The sequence below is a fragment of the Corynebacterium sp. NPDC060344 genome (assembly GCF_042725215.1).
In the GTDB taxonomy this organism is placed as follows: domain Bacteria; phylum Actinomycetota; class Actinomycetes; order Mycobacteriales; family Mycobacteriaceae; genus Corynebacterium.
In genome coordinates, this window is sequence record NZ_JBHXCS010000005.1 from 69604 (window position 1) to 82858 (window position 13255).

Here is a 13255-nt window from a genome sequence, read left to right on the forward strand (position 1 = left end):
CAAACTGAAACCGGCTTTGTGGTCCGGGGACCGTTGGGGCCGTGATTGAGGTGAACGTCACTTTCGGGCGGCGGCGTACCCGTCCTTGAGCACGAGCTTTGCGACGGCCCGCGCCCCGAGCAGCAGCAGGGCGCTCATGACGGTGGCGACGATGATGAACGACCAATGCGGCACCGCACCATTGCGCACCGCCCAGATGGCGAGCCCGGTGAGCGCGGTGGCGGCCCACACGATCAGCCCGCCGGGCGCGATGGGCAGCGGGTGCTTCTTCGCCGCGGCGCAGATGCCGTGGCCGATGGCGCCGCCGACGAGGAAGGGCCACAGGGTGTCCAGCACGTTGGTCAGCGTGAACGGGTCGGCCTCGGTGTTGTGCGCCAGGCGGGCGAGCACGGCGAAGGCGAAGATGGCGAAGAAGTCCATGACGATCGTGCGGGTGACGGACACTGTTGCTCCTGGGTTTCTGTTGTGGATCGGGGTCGCGGATCGGTGGCCGCGATTCGACGGCTGGCGGGTCGCCGGTCAGGTGTCGGACGGCCGGTCGGGCCCGGCTCCGGACCCGGCTCCGTTTTGGGCCTCTGCTCCGTTTTCTGCCGCTGCCTCCACGTCCTTCCGGCGATCGCCACCGTAGCCGACGAGGTAGACGGCCCAGCCGACGGCGGCGGGCAGGATGAAGGACACGAGCCGGTAGATGAGCACGGTGGCCACGGCGTCGGTGCCGACCATGCCGGCGGCGATGAGCGTGCCGGTCAGGACAGCTTCGACGGGCCCGACGCCGCCGGGGGTCGCCTGGATGAAGCCGGCGACCTTGCTGAACACGAACGCCATGAGCACGGTGTTGGCCGTGACGTCGTCGGCGCCGACGGCGCGCATGGCGGCGTAGAGGCAGATGACGTCGGTGACCCAGTTGATGAACGACCACCCGAACACGATGGTCATGCGCAGCGGGCTCAGGCGCACGCTGGTCAGCTGCCGGATGGTGGCCCGCAGCTTCGCCGCGCCGTCGTCGGCGGGCTTGCGGCGGAGGGCGTTGATGGCCTTGAGCACGTGCTTTGCGACGGTCTCGATCGCCGTGGTGTTCCGGGAAAACCACCACAGCAGCGCCGTGAGGCCCAGGACGGCCAGGCCCGCGGCGATGAGCCGGGCGGGTGCGGCGCCGCCGATGAAGAACAGTGCGCCCAGCGCCAGGGCGACGAGGCCGAGGAAGCTCAGCGCGCCGGACAGCAGGATGAACCAGCTGATGATCACCGGCGAGGCGCCCCATTTGAGCTGCCTGCGCACCTGCAGCGCGGTGGAGAACGCCACGCCGCCGGGCACCGACACCGACCAGGCGTTGGCGGCGAGCACCAGCGAGTTGGTGGCCCGCCGCGTCACGGGCACGTTCGCGGCGCGCAGCAGCAACCGCATGACCTCGGCCATGGCGTAGAGCGACAGGGCGACCATGGCGGCGGAAAACGTCACCCAGCCGAATTCGGCGCGGAGGAACGTGCGCCAGCCGTTGACCACGCTGTCCCAGTGGCCGAGGGCGAACCACAGCGCGACGCCCAGGATCACGAGGGTCAGCGCCCACCGGATCCACGAGGCCGAGGCGGCGGACGCCACCCGGCGGGCGGCGTCGCGCATGCGGGTCATCGGTTATCGACCGTCCCAGGATCGGGGTCGCCGGAGCTGCCTGCGCCGTCTGCGCTGCTCGCGCCGCTGGCACCGCCGGCACCGTCTGAGCTGCCCGGGCCGAGGGCCTCGCGCTTCTCCCATTCCAGGCGCAGCATGATGTCGCGCACGGTCAGGCGCCCCTCGGGGACGTGGACGGGTTCGTCATCGGGGACGGCGTCCTCGGGCGCGTCGGCAAAGTCGCCGCCGTAGCCCGCGGCGAGGTCGTCGTCGGGGTCGTGGCCGCCGAAGCCGGCCGCCGGGTCGTCGTCGATGAGCTCGCCCTCGTAGATGAGCTCGCCGGATTCGGTGCGGTCGGGCACCGCGGGGACGGGACGCTTGTCGACGGGCGCGTGGTCGTCGTCAAGCGGGGCATCCGCGAAGGAGATCCCCGCCGCGGCGCTCGCGGCACCCACCGCCACTGCCGAGCCCTCGGGCGCAGCCGGGGCAGACGGGACGGTCGGCGCAGACGGAGCCGACGGGGAAGACGGACCCTGCGCGGCACCGGCCATCGCGGGCACGCGGCCCACCGGCGACGGCGCCGCCGACCCGTGGCCGAGGCGCGCGGACAGGCGCTTGACCCAGCGCGGGGCCCACCAGCAATCGTCGCCGAGCAGCTTCATCACGGCCGGGACGAGCAGCATGCGGATGATCGTCGCGTCGAGGAAGAGGGCGGCGATCATGCCGAAGGCGATGTACTTCATCATCACGATGTCGGAGAAGCCGAACGCGCCGGCGACGACGATCATGATCAGCGCCGCGGCCGTGATGATGCCGCCCGTGTTCGCCGTGCCGAACTGGATCGCGTGCGGGGTGGCGGCGCCGTCGTCGCGGTCCTCCACCATCCTGGACACCAGGAACACCTCGTAGTCCGTGGACAGGCCGTAGATGATGGCGATGATCAGCACCAGCACCGGGCTCATCAGCGGGCCCGGCGTGAAGCCGAACAGCGACGAACCGACGCCGTCGACGAACATCGCCGTGAGGATGCCCAGCGTCGCGCCCAGCCCCAGGGCCGTCATGATGACCGCCTTGGCCGGCAGGATGATCGAGCCGAACACCAGCGCCATGAGGATGAACGTGGCCACCACCATGTAGAGGATCATCCACGGCAGCTTGTCGAACAGCGCCTCGATGGACTCCACCTCCATCGTCGGCGTGCCGCCGATGTAGACCGACGCGCCCTCGGGCACGTCGATGCCGCGCAGCTGCTCGACGACGCGCTCGTTGTCGCCGCGGTCGGCGATGCCCGCCGACAGCACGGTGACGCCGTCCTTCGTCGGCTGCGAGATCTTGAACCGGTCCGTCAGGCCCTCGACCTGGCTGGCCTGCTGGAACACCTGGCCCACGGCGCGGGGATCGCCGCCGTCCTGGATGACCAGCTTCACCGGGTCGGTGCGCATGGTGGGGAAGTCCTCGTCGAAGCGCTCCTGCGCCGTGCGGGTCTCGTTGGCCGGCGGCAGGTACGTCTCGTTGATGCCGCCGAACTTGATGCCGATCAGCGGCACCGTCAGCGCCAGCAGTCCCAGGCACACCGCGACGGTGACCAGCTTGGAGTGCTTCATGGCCCACGCCGGGATGCGGCCCCACAGCGAGTTCATCGACTGCTCGCGGGTGCGGCCCGCGCGTCGGACGCTCCACTTGTCGATGTTCTTGCCCAGCAGCCCGAACATCGCCGGCAGCACCGTCAGCGACAGCAGCGCGGCCAGGCCGACCGCCGAAATCGCGCCGTAGGCCACCGACTTCAGGAAGGCCTGCGGGAACAGCAGCAGGCCGGACAGCGCGACGGCGACCATCGCCGCGGAGAACACCACCGTCTTGCCCGCCGTCGCCGTCGTGTTGGCCACGGCTTGGGGGACGGGCACCCCCTCGGCCATCTCCTCTCTGAACCGGGAGACCATGAACAGGCCGTAGTCGATGGCCAGGCCCAGGCCCAGCAGCGTCACCACTGACTGCGCGAAGGCGTTGACCTGGGTGACCGTCGCCAGCATGGACAGGATGCCCAGCGAACCGGCGATGGACAGCACGCCCACGATCAGCGGCATCGACGCCGACACCACGCCGCCGAAGACGATGAGCAGCAGCAGCGCCACGATCGGCAGGCCGATCAGCTCGGCGCGCCAAATGTCGTCGGCCATGCCGGAATCCAGGGCGCCGGCCACCGGCGTCGCGCCGGCGATCTCCATGTCCACGCCCTCGATGGGCAGTTGGTCCTCGATGGCGCGGTAGTTCTTCAGCACGTCGTTGCCGGTGCCGGCCAGGCCGACGGCGACGAACGCGGACTGCTTGTCCTCGGTCGCCATCACCGCCTGGTTGTTGGCGAAGTAGCTGGTGACGTGCTCGACATACTCGGGATTGTCCGCCTGCAGGCGGGCGAAGTGGTCGTTGACCCGCTGCTTCAGCGCCGGATCGTCGACCGTGCCGCCGGCCGGGGCGTCGACGAGGACGATGACGTCGCCGGAGTTGTCGCGGCCGAAGGTCTCCTCCTCCAGCACCGCCGCGGCGGTCGAATCGGAGCCCGGGTCATCCCAGCCCTCCTGGTCGAGCCGGTCGCCCAGCTTCGTCCCGGAGAAGACGAACAGGGCCAGCAGCGCGGCGACGAGCACCAGCGGCGTGAGCACGCGGTGCCGGTACGCGAACGATCCCCATCGGTAGAACATGTGCGGGTCAGCGCTCCTTGAGCAGGGACATGAGCGAACGGAACGGCTGCAGCCAGGCGCCCTCGTCCGGCAGGGTCTCCAGGTCGACGCGCGGCAGCGGCTCGCGGAACACCCCGGGGATGTCCTCGAGGTCGATGAACTCGATGATGTCCGAGTTCACCGCCCACGCGGCGTGCTCGCGGAAGCCGATGACCGTCGTCGGGATCTGCGCGCGCTCGAGCTCCTCCAGGGTGTCCTGGAAGTTCTGGCCGTCGGCGGAGGCGACGACGACGCCCTCGAGGATGCCCTCCTCGCGGCGGCGCCGGATGTGGTCGAGCATGTCGGGGTCGACGTCGGAGTCGTCGCCGATCTTCGGCTTGGCGAACACCGCGAAACCGACGTTGCGCAGCGCCTCCACCCACGGGCGCACGATCTCGGCGCTGCCGGGGGCGATGTTGGTGAACACGGTCGCCTCGGGCTCGATGTGCGTGCCGACGTCATCGGCGAGGTCCATCGTGCGCTCCACCAGCCAGCGGCCGATGGCGTCGAAGCGCGGGCGGTGCGCGGCGGTCGGGCGGGACCCGAGGATCGCGCCGAGGCCCATGTCGATGTTCGGCGCGTCCCAGACCAGCAGCAGCGTCGGCGTGGTCTCGGGGGATTCGGCGTAGTGGTGGGTGCCGCTCATCGGGCGTCCTCTCGGGGTGCTTCTGCGTCTCCGGGGTTTCCGGCGGTGTCGCGCTTGCGCCACACGTACTCGTGGATGTCGTGGTCCAGGTTCAGGCCGCGGTTCTCGAACTTGGTGGTCGGGCGGTCGAGCAGCATCGGCGACTCGGGCCACGGCCAGGCGATGGGCTCCAGCGACGGTTCGGCGTCGCGCAGCTCGTCGATCCACTCGGCGTAGCCGGCGTGGTCGGTGGCGGCGTGGAAGATGCCGCCGGGCTTGAGGCGCGAGGCGATCAGCCGCAGGGTGCCGGTCTGCAGGATGCGGCGCTTGTGGTGGCGGGCCTTGGGCCACGGGTCCGGGAAGAAAAGGCGCACGCCGTCGAGCGACTCCGGCGCGATCATGCGCTGCAGCACCTCGACGCCGTCGCCGCGGACCATGCGGATGTTGTCGACGCCCTCGCGGGTCATCGCCGACAGCAGCTTCGCCAGGCCGGGCTTGTACAGCTCCACGGCGATGATGTTGTGGTCGGCTTCCTTCGGCGCCATGGCGACGGTGGACGTGCCGGTGCCGCAGCCGATTTCCACGATGGTCGGGCCGGTCCGGCCGAACCACTCGTCGACGTCGATCTGGTCGTCGGAAAGCACCGTGCCCACCCGGTCCCAGTGCTCGTCCCAAATGGCGGTCTGGCCGGGGGTCAGGGTGCCGCGGCGGAAGCTGACGCCGCCGATGCGCGGGTACTCCAGGCCGTCGTCGAATTCGGTCTGCATGGGCCGGCCGTAGGGCAGCGCGCCCTTGCCGAAGTCCGGCACGCGCGTGCCGTCGCTGGTCGGGGCCGTTTCGGGGGTCGCGGAATCCGCGCCTCCCCCGGCGGCGATGTTCGTATCAGGGGTATCAGAATTAGTCATCGCCCCCCATTGTTCATGACGGGAGGGGGAGGTCAATAATCCTCCGCGCGTGATTCGGCCCCTGGTGCGGGCCCCTGATCTGTTGCCGGGCCCCCGGGGCCGTGGTCTACTGGGCGCGTTCGCGCCGCGGGGGACCGGCGCGGGGGAGCGGTCGGGGAAGTGAGCGGGGGACCGGATGAGCGATCGGGCGCAGGGCGGCCGTTTGTGGGCGGCGGTGGTGGATTGGCTGGCCGATGCCGGCGTCGGGGAGGCCGCGGCGGTCGATCTCGCGGAGCTCCTCGATGCCACGTCCGGGCCGCCGACGGTCGCGGTGCGCGGGCCCGCGGGCATCGGCGCGGCTGCGGTGGCGGCGGCGTTGGGCGACCATCCTTCGGCCCGCGGCACTTGGCGGGTCGTCGCCGACGAGGGCCCCGCCCCGCGCGTCGACGCCGATGCGGTGGTCACCCTCTCCCACGATCCGGGGGCCCGTGCGCGGCCGGGCGAGGTCGTCGCCGATCCCCGCGTGTTGCTTGACGACGCCTCCTCGCCAGCCTCTCCGCCCCTCCCGCCCCTGGCGGCGGCGGTGGGTGAACTGGTCTCTCCGGAGGCGTTGGCCGCAGTGCGGGCGGGGCGATTGGAAAGGGGCGTGGCGGCCGCCGCCGCGGCGCACCCCGTGGTCCGCGATGAGCTGGAGGACCTGCTGTGGCCGTGAACGACGATCGTGCCGTCCCCCTCGAGGTGACCGGGACCGGCCCGGCGGCCGCGTGGGCGGATCCGTCGGCGCTGGAGGCAGCCGGCATTCGCCTGGTCGAGGAGCGCACTCCGGTGGTGCTCGTCCTCGTCGACGGGCGCGTGCCGCCGACCCGCGGCGACGTCGACTTCGTCGAGGCCGTCTCGGGCGCGACGGGGCGCTGCGCGGTGGGGCTCGACCTGGACGGGAATGAAGAGGTGGGCGGCGCGCCGGGCGGAGCACGGGGTGGAGCGCGGCTCGGTGAGTGTTTCGCCGCGTGGCGCGACGCCATCCACGTCGACGTCGCCGTCGGTCCCCTGGACGCCGCCATGGCGAGGACCCTGAAGCTGCTGGCCGAAGGGCCCGCCCGGCCGATCTCCCCGACCCCCGGCCAGCGCAGGCGCGCGCTGCTGGGAGCGCAGTTGTCGGCGGATCGGGCGGGGCGCGCGCGTGTCGTCGACAAGCAAGTGCGGGAGCGGAAGGCGACCGTGCCGCACGCCATCGCCGATGCGCTCGAGGCGGTGACCAGGGGCGCGGCGCCGACCGGTGCCGGGGAGCTCGATGCGGCGGTGCGGGAGGCGGCGGCCGCGGTGGCCGGGGCGCTGGACTTGCCCGAGCGCCCGGACGCGCCCGCCGCGCCGCAGCCGCCGAAGCCCGGGATCTTCACCGACGTCGGGGTGGGCCTGCTGACGCTCGGCGCGGCGCTGGGCGCGGGCGGATTGCTCGGCGGACCTCTGGAATGGGCGGGGCTGCCGGCGTGGGCTGCCGCAATGGTGACGGGCGCGGCCGGGGCGGTGCTGGCGGCGTCGCTGGCCATCGGCGGGCGGCGTCGTCGCATCGCCCGGGAGCGGGCCGGCTGGATCGCCGCCCACCTGGCCAGGGTGCGCAGGGCGTGGGACCGCGACATCGCCGCGGTGCTGCGGGCCGAATCCCGGCCGCCGCCGGACGGGTGGCGGGCGCGGCACCTCGCCGCGGCGCTGCGGGCGGAGACCAGCGCATGACGTGGCGGGCGGTGCGGGAAACGGTGATGGAGATGGCTATGGCGACGGAGACGATGGCGACGATGAAACTGGAGAAGGCGGGACGATGATGGACGGGATTCTCGGGCAGGCGAGTGCGGGAACGGGCGCGGGAGTAGGCGCGGGCGGAGTAGTCGGAGACGGTGGCGGAGCCTCTGGGCCCGCGTCGGCGTGCGGGCTCGACGGGATCATCCCCGTCGGCGCGGACTCCGGCGCACACGGTGACGCGTTCGCGGACGGCGGGGGCATGGTCCTCGAGATCGACGGCGAGTACTTCGACCTCGGGCCCGGGGCCGGCGACGCCGACGGCGATGGCGTGGCCGACTCGGTGACGCTCGCCGACGACCGGGGCTTGAGCATCTACTCGGACATCGACGGCGACGGCACGGTCGATCACGTCACCACGGTCCTGTTCGACGGGACCTACGAGACCTGGACGGCGTCCGCGACCGAACCGGCGCCGGGAGGGGCGGCGGGGGATTCCGGGGAGGTTCGATCTGGGGGCACCCCAACGGGGGTGTCGCATGAGGACGTCGCAAAGCAAGAAAACCCGTCCACCTGGGGCGTTCACGAATGGGAGCGGGGAGAACGCGGCCGTTGGGCATGAGTTTCGGCGAATCCGCCGCTGTGGGGTTCGTCTCATGCTCGTCGGCGGCAAGTTTCGGAATCCAACGGTAGCCTGATAACGAGACGCGAAATCCATAGTCAGGAGTACAGATGTCCGCACCTTCCATCCCGGGTCTGCAGGGTCAGGCCCCGACCGAGAACGCCGAGCTGCTCAGCTGGATCGCCGAGGTCGCAGAGCTCACCACCCCGGACAAGGTCGTCTTCGCCGACGGCTCCCAGGAGGAGTGGGATCGCCTGTCCCAGGAGCTGGTCGACAAGGGCACGTTCATCAAGCTCAACGAGGAGAAGCGCCCGAACTCCTTCCTGGCGCGCTCCAACCCGGCCGACGTCGCGCGCGTCGAGTCCCGCACCTTCATCTGCTCCAAGGACGAGGACGGCGCCGGCCCGACGAACAACTGGGCCGACCCGGCGAAGATGAAGGAGGAGATGACCGAGCACTACCGCGGTTCCATGAAGGGCCGCACCATGTTCGTCGTCCCCTTCTGCATGGGCCCCATCGATGACCCGTCGCCGAAGCTGGGCGTGCAGCTCACCGACTCCGAGTACGTGGTCCTGTCGATGCGCATCATGACCCGCATGGGCAAGGACGCGCTGGACAAGATCGGCGCGGACGGCGACTTCGTCCACGCGCTGCACTCCGTCGGCGCGCCGCTGGCCGAGGGCGAGGAAGACTCCACCTGGCCCTGCAACGACGAGAAGTACATCACGCACTTCCCCGAGACCAAGGAAATCTGGTCCTACGGCTCCGGCTACGGCGGCAACGCCATCCTGGCCAAGAAGTGCTACGCGCTGCGCATCGCGTCGGTCATGGCCAAGGAAGAGGGCTGGATGGCCGAGCACATGCTCATCCTGAAGCTCACCGATCCTTCGGGCAAGGCCTACTACGTCGCCGCCGCGTTCCCGTCGGCCTGCGGCAAGACCAACCTGGCCATGCTGACCCCGACCATCGAGGGCTGGAAGGCCGAGGTCGTCGGCGACGACATCGCGTGGCTGAAGTTCGGCGAGGACGGCCGCCTCTACGCCGTCAACCCGGAGAACGGCTTCTTCGGCGTCGCGCCGGGCACCAACTACGACTCCAACCCGAACGCGATGAAGACGCTGGAGAAGGGCAACTCCATCTTCACCAACGTCGCGCTCACCGATGACGGCGACGTCTGGTGGGAGGGCCTCGAGGGCAAGCCGGATCACCTCATCGACTGGAAGGGCAACGACTGGACGCCCGACTCCGACGAGCTGTCCTCGCACCCGAACTCCCGCTACTGCACCCCGATCGACCAGTGCCCGGTCGCCGCTCCGGAGTTCAACGACCCGGCCGGCGTCCCGCTCGACGCGATCCTGTTCGGCGGCCGCCGCCCCGACACCGTGCCGCTGGTGACCCAGGCGCTGTCCTGGAACCACGCCACCTTCATCGGCGCCACCCTGGCCTCCGGCCAGACCGCCGCCTCCGCCGAGGCGAAGGTCGGCTCGCTGCGCCACGACCCGATGGCCATGCTGCCGTTCATCGGCTACAACGTCGGCGACTACCTGCAGCACTGGATCGACATGGGCGTCAAGGGCGGCGACAAGATGCCCGAGGTCTTCCTGGTCAACTGGTTCCGCCGCGGCGACGACGGCCGCTTCCTGTGGCCGGGCTTCGGCGACAACTCGCGCGTGCTCAAGTGGATCATCGACCGCCTCGAGGGCCGCGTCGAGGCCAAGGAGACCGTCGTGGGCCACACCGCCCGCGCCGAGGATCTGGACCTCACCGGCCTGGACACCCCGCTCGAGGACATCAAGGCCGCTCTGAAGGCCCCGGCCGAGAAGTGGCAGGGCGACCTGGCGGACAACGACGAGTGGCTGAAGTCGCTCGGCGACCGCGTCCCGCAGGAGCTGTGGGACGAGTACGACGCCCTCAAGGCCCGCATCAAGGAGCGCACCGCGAAGAAGTAGCGCGCTCCCCATGACCCGGGCGCCAGCCCGGGCACGCACAACGCGTCCTCGAACGCCCCTTCCGCCGCCGGCATCGTGCCGGCCGCGGGAGGGGCGTTTCGCTGCCCGGGCGTCGGCGCCGAAGCCGGGTCGGGTACATTCACCGGGGTTCGTGGTCGCGTGACCAAGTAGACACCCGGGCCCCTATTTCCGCAGGTGAAATTCGGATATGCTCGGCGGTGGCAGGGATTGCGCGCCCGGGCCCGAGCAGTGGCCCCGAAGCTTCGCCAGGTCGGCGAGGCCGCGCTTCCCGCCGAAGAAAGGTTGTGTCCGCCATGCAGCTCACGGTGTTCTCCGATCTGAGCCTCCGAATCATCATGCGCATGGCGGCGGGCGAACCGGGGCAGAAGTTCACCGCGGGGGCGGTGGCCGACGAGCTCAACGCATCGCGCGCCCATGTGGCGAAGGTGGTGACCAAGCTCGTCGAAATGGGCCTGATCACCGCCGTCAAGGGCCGCTACGGCGGCATTTACCTGGAAGAAGGCGCGCTCGACCGTTCCGTCGGCCTGATCCTGCGCGAGCTCGAGCGCGGCGAGGTCGTCGACTGTGTGGGCACGAACTGCCCGCTGCTGCCGGGGTGCCGGCTGCGCGGGGCGCTCGCCGGCGCGCAGGAGGCGTTTTTCGCTCACCTCGATCCGGTGACCATCGGCGATCTCGTGCCCGAGCGCGGATCCCGGACGCCGCTGCAGCTGATCGGTGCGGGCGGCCCCGAGTAGAGGTCCCGCGGGCCGCCCCGAAGGTGGGCGGCGGAGGGGGTCGGGGGTGGCCGTCGTCAAGCGAGAACCTGCCGATTTTCAGACCGCGCACGGCTCCCGGTACCCCCGCGACCCTTAATGCGAATGCAGCATGCGCATTAGGTGCTAGCGTTGTCGGCGACCCCGATCACAACAGCCCACAGGGAGCAGCAATGGCGACCATCGACGTCAAGAAGACCGGCCTCACCGACGACCAGGCGGACATCATCCGCCAGACCCTGCCCGTCGTCGGCGCGAACATCGGCGAGATCACCCCGAACTTCTACAAGCGCATGTTCTCCGCCCACCCCGAGCTCATCGCCGACACGTTCAACCGCGGCAACCAGAAGCAGGGCGCGCAGCAGAAGGCGCTCGCCGCCTCCGTGGCCACCTTCGCCGCCACCCTCGTCGACCCCGACGCCCCCGCCCCCGAGGAGCTGCTCGCCCGCATCGGCCACAAGCACCTGGCCACCGGCATCGTCGAGGAGCAGTACCCGATCGTGCACAAGCACCTCTTCGACGCCATCGAGGAGGTCCTCACCCCCGAGGTCTTCCAGGGCGCCGTCCGCGACGCGTGGGACGCCGTCTACCTGGAGATGCAGCGCGTGCTCGTGGACTTTGAAAAGCAGCTTTACGACGAAGCCGGCGTCGCCCCCGGAGACGTCTTCCGCGCGGCCGAGGTCGTCTCCCGCGACGACCTCAGCGACGACATCGTCGTGTTCGGCGTGCGCGGCAAGGACGGCGAACTGCCCGGCTTCACCCCCGGCCAGTACATCTCCGTGCGCCAGACGCTGGCCGACGGCGCCCGCCAGCTGCGCCAGTACTCCCTGGTCGGCGTGCCCGGCGACGGCGTACTGAAGTTCGCCGTCCGCCGCGTCCGCGCCGACGAGGTCGCCGAACTGCCCGCCGGCGAGGTCTCCAACAAGCTGTGCGACGACGTCCGCGTCGGCGACGACATCGAGATCTCGCTGCCCGCCGGCGACCTCGTGCTGGACACCGACTCCGACGGCCCGGTCGTGCTGGTCTCCGCCGGCATTGGCGCCACCCCGATGGTCGGCATGCTCAACTACCTCGCCGCCAACGGCTCGCAGCGCCAGGTGCTGTCCGTCCACGCCGACCGCAGCGAGGCCTCCGACGTCCTCGCCGCCGAGCGCACCGCCGCCGTCGACGCCCTGGCCAACGGCACCGAGAAGCGCTGGCTCGAGCCCGACTTCATGGACCTCTCCGACAAGGGCGGCGTCGAGCTGCCCGAGGGCGCCGAGTTCTACATCTGCGGCGGCAACGGCTTCCTGCAGCATGTCCGCGACCAGCTCGCCGAGCGCGGCATCGACCGCTCCCGCATCCACTTCGAGCTGTTCAGCCCGAACGACTGGCTGCTCGACGCGTAGGTAGCGCGGCGGTCGGTTGCGCCAGCTTCGCATTCGGCGCCCGCTCCGCCCCGTCCCGCCCCGCTCCATCCCGGACTGCCCCCCTCCCGGACTGCCCCGTCCCGCCCCAAACTGCTTAACCCACCTCGAATGTCTTAACCCACCCGATACAACGGGTGGGTTAGGACATTCGAGGTGGGTTTGCGCTGTTGGGCGTTGGGCGGGCGGGGAGGTGCCGGATGGGCGTCGCAAAGTACTACCACCCCTCCGTAAAAGCCCAGGTCGGCATTTTTCGGCGGCCAAAAATGTGCACTTTCATACGCCGGGGCCGGGTCGGAGGGAGTGTTCGGCCCCCTTTCGCCCGCGACTTGTGATGATAATGAACCCACTCAGTCGCCGACGCCGCATCTTCCTCGGCGGGCCCGGGCGACACCGACGAGAAGGAGCGGGATTCACATGGCAGATCAGCACTCCACTACCGACACCAGTAGCACCAGCACCGGCACCAGCGCCGACCAGGCCACCACCGACGGCAGCAGCACCGGCACGGGCACGGCCAACTCCAACGCCGACGGCCGTTTCGATGCCGGCATCCGCGTGCGCCGCGAGGTGATGGGCGACGACTTCGTCGACGCCGCCCTCGAGCGCAACGCCGGCACCGACGGCGAGGGCCTGCAGCGCCACATCACGGAGACGGTGTGGGGGTCGGTGTGGACCCGCGATGGCCTGTCCAAGCGCGATCGGAGCCTGCTCAACATCGGCATGCTCGTCGCCCTGCGCGCCACCGGCGAGCTGCGCGGCCACGTCCGCGGCGGCCTGCGCAATGGCCTGACCCGCGAAGAGATCACCGAGGCCGTCGTCCACACCGCCGGCTACTGCGGCGCCCCCGCGGCCCTGTCCGCGATGAAGGTCGTGCAGGAAGTCCTCGTCGAGGAGCTCGGGCCGCTTCAGGGGGAGTAGCCGAGCAGGGGGAGTA

At 70.6% G+C, this 13255-nt stretch carries 12 protein-coding genes; 7 read left to right on the top strand and 5 right to left on the bottom strand.

Going from position 1 to position 13255, the window contains the following annotated elements; all coding sequences use genetic code 11:
- Nucleotides 1–57: 57 nt before the first annotated feature.
- The 5 genes from ACFWGD_RS07715 to trmB all read right to left on the bottom strand — a co-directional run bounded on the left by ACFWGD_RS07715 (nt 58) and on the right by trmB (nt 5717).
- A complete protein-coding gene (locus tag ACFWGD_RS07715) occupies nt 58–444 on the bottom strand; it encodes a DUF3054 domain-containing protein (protein ID WP_377778048.1) in 387 nt (128 codons plus the stop codon).
- Nucleotides 445–519: 75 nt separating this feature from the next.
- On the bottom strand, nt 520–1629 hold the full coding sequence (locus ACFWGD_RS07720) for a YbhN family protein (RefSeq protein WP_377778049.1): 1110 nt from the start codon (nt 1627–1629) through the stop codon (nt 520–522).
- Nucleotides 1626–4307 carry an MMPL family transporter gene (locus ACFWGD_RS07725; RefSeq protein ID WP_377778051.1) on the bottom strand — a complete coding sequence of 894 codons (2682 nt, stop codon included), beginning with the start codon at nt 4305–4307 and terminating at the stop codon, nt 1626–1628. Before ACFWGD_RS07725 ends, ACFWGD_RS07720 begins: the two co-directional genes overlap by 4 nt.
- A gap of 7 nt (nt 4308–4314) precedes the next feature.
- Nucleotides 4315–4971 carry an NYN domain-containing protein gene (locus ACFWGD_RS07730; RefSeq protein WP_377778052.1) on the bottom strand — a complete coding sequence of 219 codons (657 nt, stop codon included), beginning with the start codon at nt 4969–4971 and terminating at the stop codon, nt 4315–4317.
- Nucleotides 4968–5717, bottom strand: coding sequence for a tRNA (guanosine(46)-N7)-methyltransferase TrmB (gene trmB, locus ACFWGD_RS07735; RefSeq protein ID WP_377778180.1), 750 nt, complete (start codon nt 5715–5717; stop codon nt 4968–4970). The genes ACFWGD_RS07730 and trmB overlap by 4 nt, the downstream gene beginning before the upstream one ends.
- Nucleotides 5718–6030: 313 nt before the next feature.
- Between trmB and ACFWGD_RS07740 the strand changes: the two genes are divergently transcribed.
- The 7 genes from ACFWGD_RS07740 (at nt 6031) to ACFWGD_RS07770 (ending at nt 13239) form a co-directional block, all read left to right on the top strand.
- Complete coding sequence (locus ACFWGD_RS07740; RefSeq protein WP_377778053.1) at nt 6031–6546, top strand: hypothetical protein; 516 nt, start codon at nt 6031–6033, stop codon at nt 6544–6546.
- A complete protein-coding gene (locus tag ACFWGD_RS07745) occupies nt 6543–7565 on the top strand; it encodes a hypothetical protein (RefSeq protein ID WP_377778055.1) in 1023 nt (340 codons plus the stop codon). Before ACFWGD_RS07740 ends, ACFWGD_RS07745 begins: the two co-directional genes overlap by 4 nt.
- Before the next feature lie 265 nt (nt 7566–7830).
- Entirely contained in the window at nt 7831–8190 is a 360-nt protein-coding gene (locus ACFWGD_RS07750; protein ID WP_377778056.1) for a DUF6802 family protein, read from the top strand.
- A gap of 110 nt (nt 8191–8300) precedes the next feature.
- Entirely contained in the window at nt 8301–10139 is a 1839-nt protein-coding gene (locus tag ACFWGD_RS07755; protein WP_377778057.1) for a phosphoenolpyruvate carboxykinase (GTP), read from the top strand.
- Between the two features lie 314 nt (nt 10140–10453).
- Nucleotides 10454–10894: an Rrf2 family transcriptional regulator gene (locus tag ACFWGD_RS07760; RefSeq protein WP_377778058.1), complete on the top strand. Its 441-nt coding sequence runs from the start codon at nt 10454–10456 to the stop codon at nt 10892–10894.
- Between the two features lie 191 nt (nt 10895–11085).
- Complete coding sequence (locus tag ACFWGD_RS07765; protein ID WP_377778059.1) at nt 11086–12300, top strand: globin domain-containing protein; 1215 nt, start codon at nt 11086–11088, stop codon at nt 12298–12300.
- Between the two features lie 591 nt (nt 12301–12891).
- On the top strand, nt 12892–13239 hold the full coding sequence (locus ACFWGD_RS07770; protein WP_377778181.1) for a carboxymuconolactone decarboxylase family protein: 348 nt from the start codon (nt 12892–12894) through the stop codon (nt 13237–13239).
- Nucleotides 13240–13255: the final 16 nt, after the last annotated feature.

What these genes read in the sequence shown, in the direction of transcription:
- ACFWGD_RS07720 (WP_377778049.1), bottom strand. Translation starts at nt 1,629, where the DNA reads ATGACCCGCATGCGCGACGCCGCCCGCCGGGTGGCGTCCGCCGCCTCG.
- ACFWGD_RS07725 (WP_377778051.1), bottom strand. Translation starts at nt 4,307, where the DNA reads ATGTTCTACCGATGGGGATCGTTCGCGTACCGGCACCGCGTGCTCACG.
- ACFWGD_RS07730 (WP_377778052.1), bottom strand. Translation starts at nt 4,971, where the DNA reads ATGAGCGGCACCCACCACTACGCCGAATCCCCCGAGACCACGCCGACG.
- trmB (WP_377778180.1), bottom strand. Translation starts at nt 5,717, where the DNA reads ATGCAGACCGAATTCGACGACGGCCTGGAGTACCCGCGCATCGGCGGC.
- ACFWGD_RS07740 (WP_377778053.1), top strand. Translation starts at nt 6,031, where the DNA reads ATGAGCGATCGGGCGCAGGGCGGCCGTTTGTGGGCGGCGGTGGTGGAT.
- ACFWGD_RS07750 (WP_377778056.1), top strand. Translation starts at nt 7,831, where the DNA reads ATGGTCCTCGAGATCGACGGCGAGTACTTCGACCTCGGGCCCGGGGCC.
- ACFWGD_RS07755 (WP_377778057.1), top strand. Translation starts at nt 8,301, where the DNA reads ATGTCCGCACCTTCCATCCCGGGTCTGCAGGGTCAGGCCCCGACCGAG.
- ACFWGD_RS07760 (WP_377778058.1), top strand. Translation starts at nt 10,454, where the DNA reads ATGCAGCTCACGGTGTTCTCCGATCTGAGCCTCCGAATCATCATGCGC.
- ACFWGD_RS07765 (WP_377778059.1), top strand. Translation starts at nt 11,086, where the DNA reads ATGGCGACCATCGACGTCAAGAAGACCGGCCTCACCGACGACCAGGCG.
- ACFWGD_RS07770 (WP_377778181.1), top strand. Translation starts at nt 12,892, where the DNA reads ATGGGCGACGACTTCGTCGACGCCGCCCTCGAGCGCAACGCCGGCACC.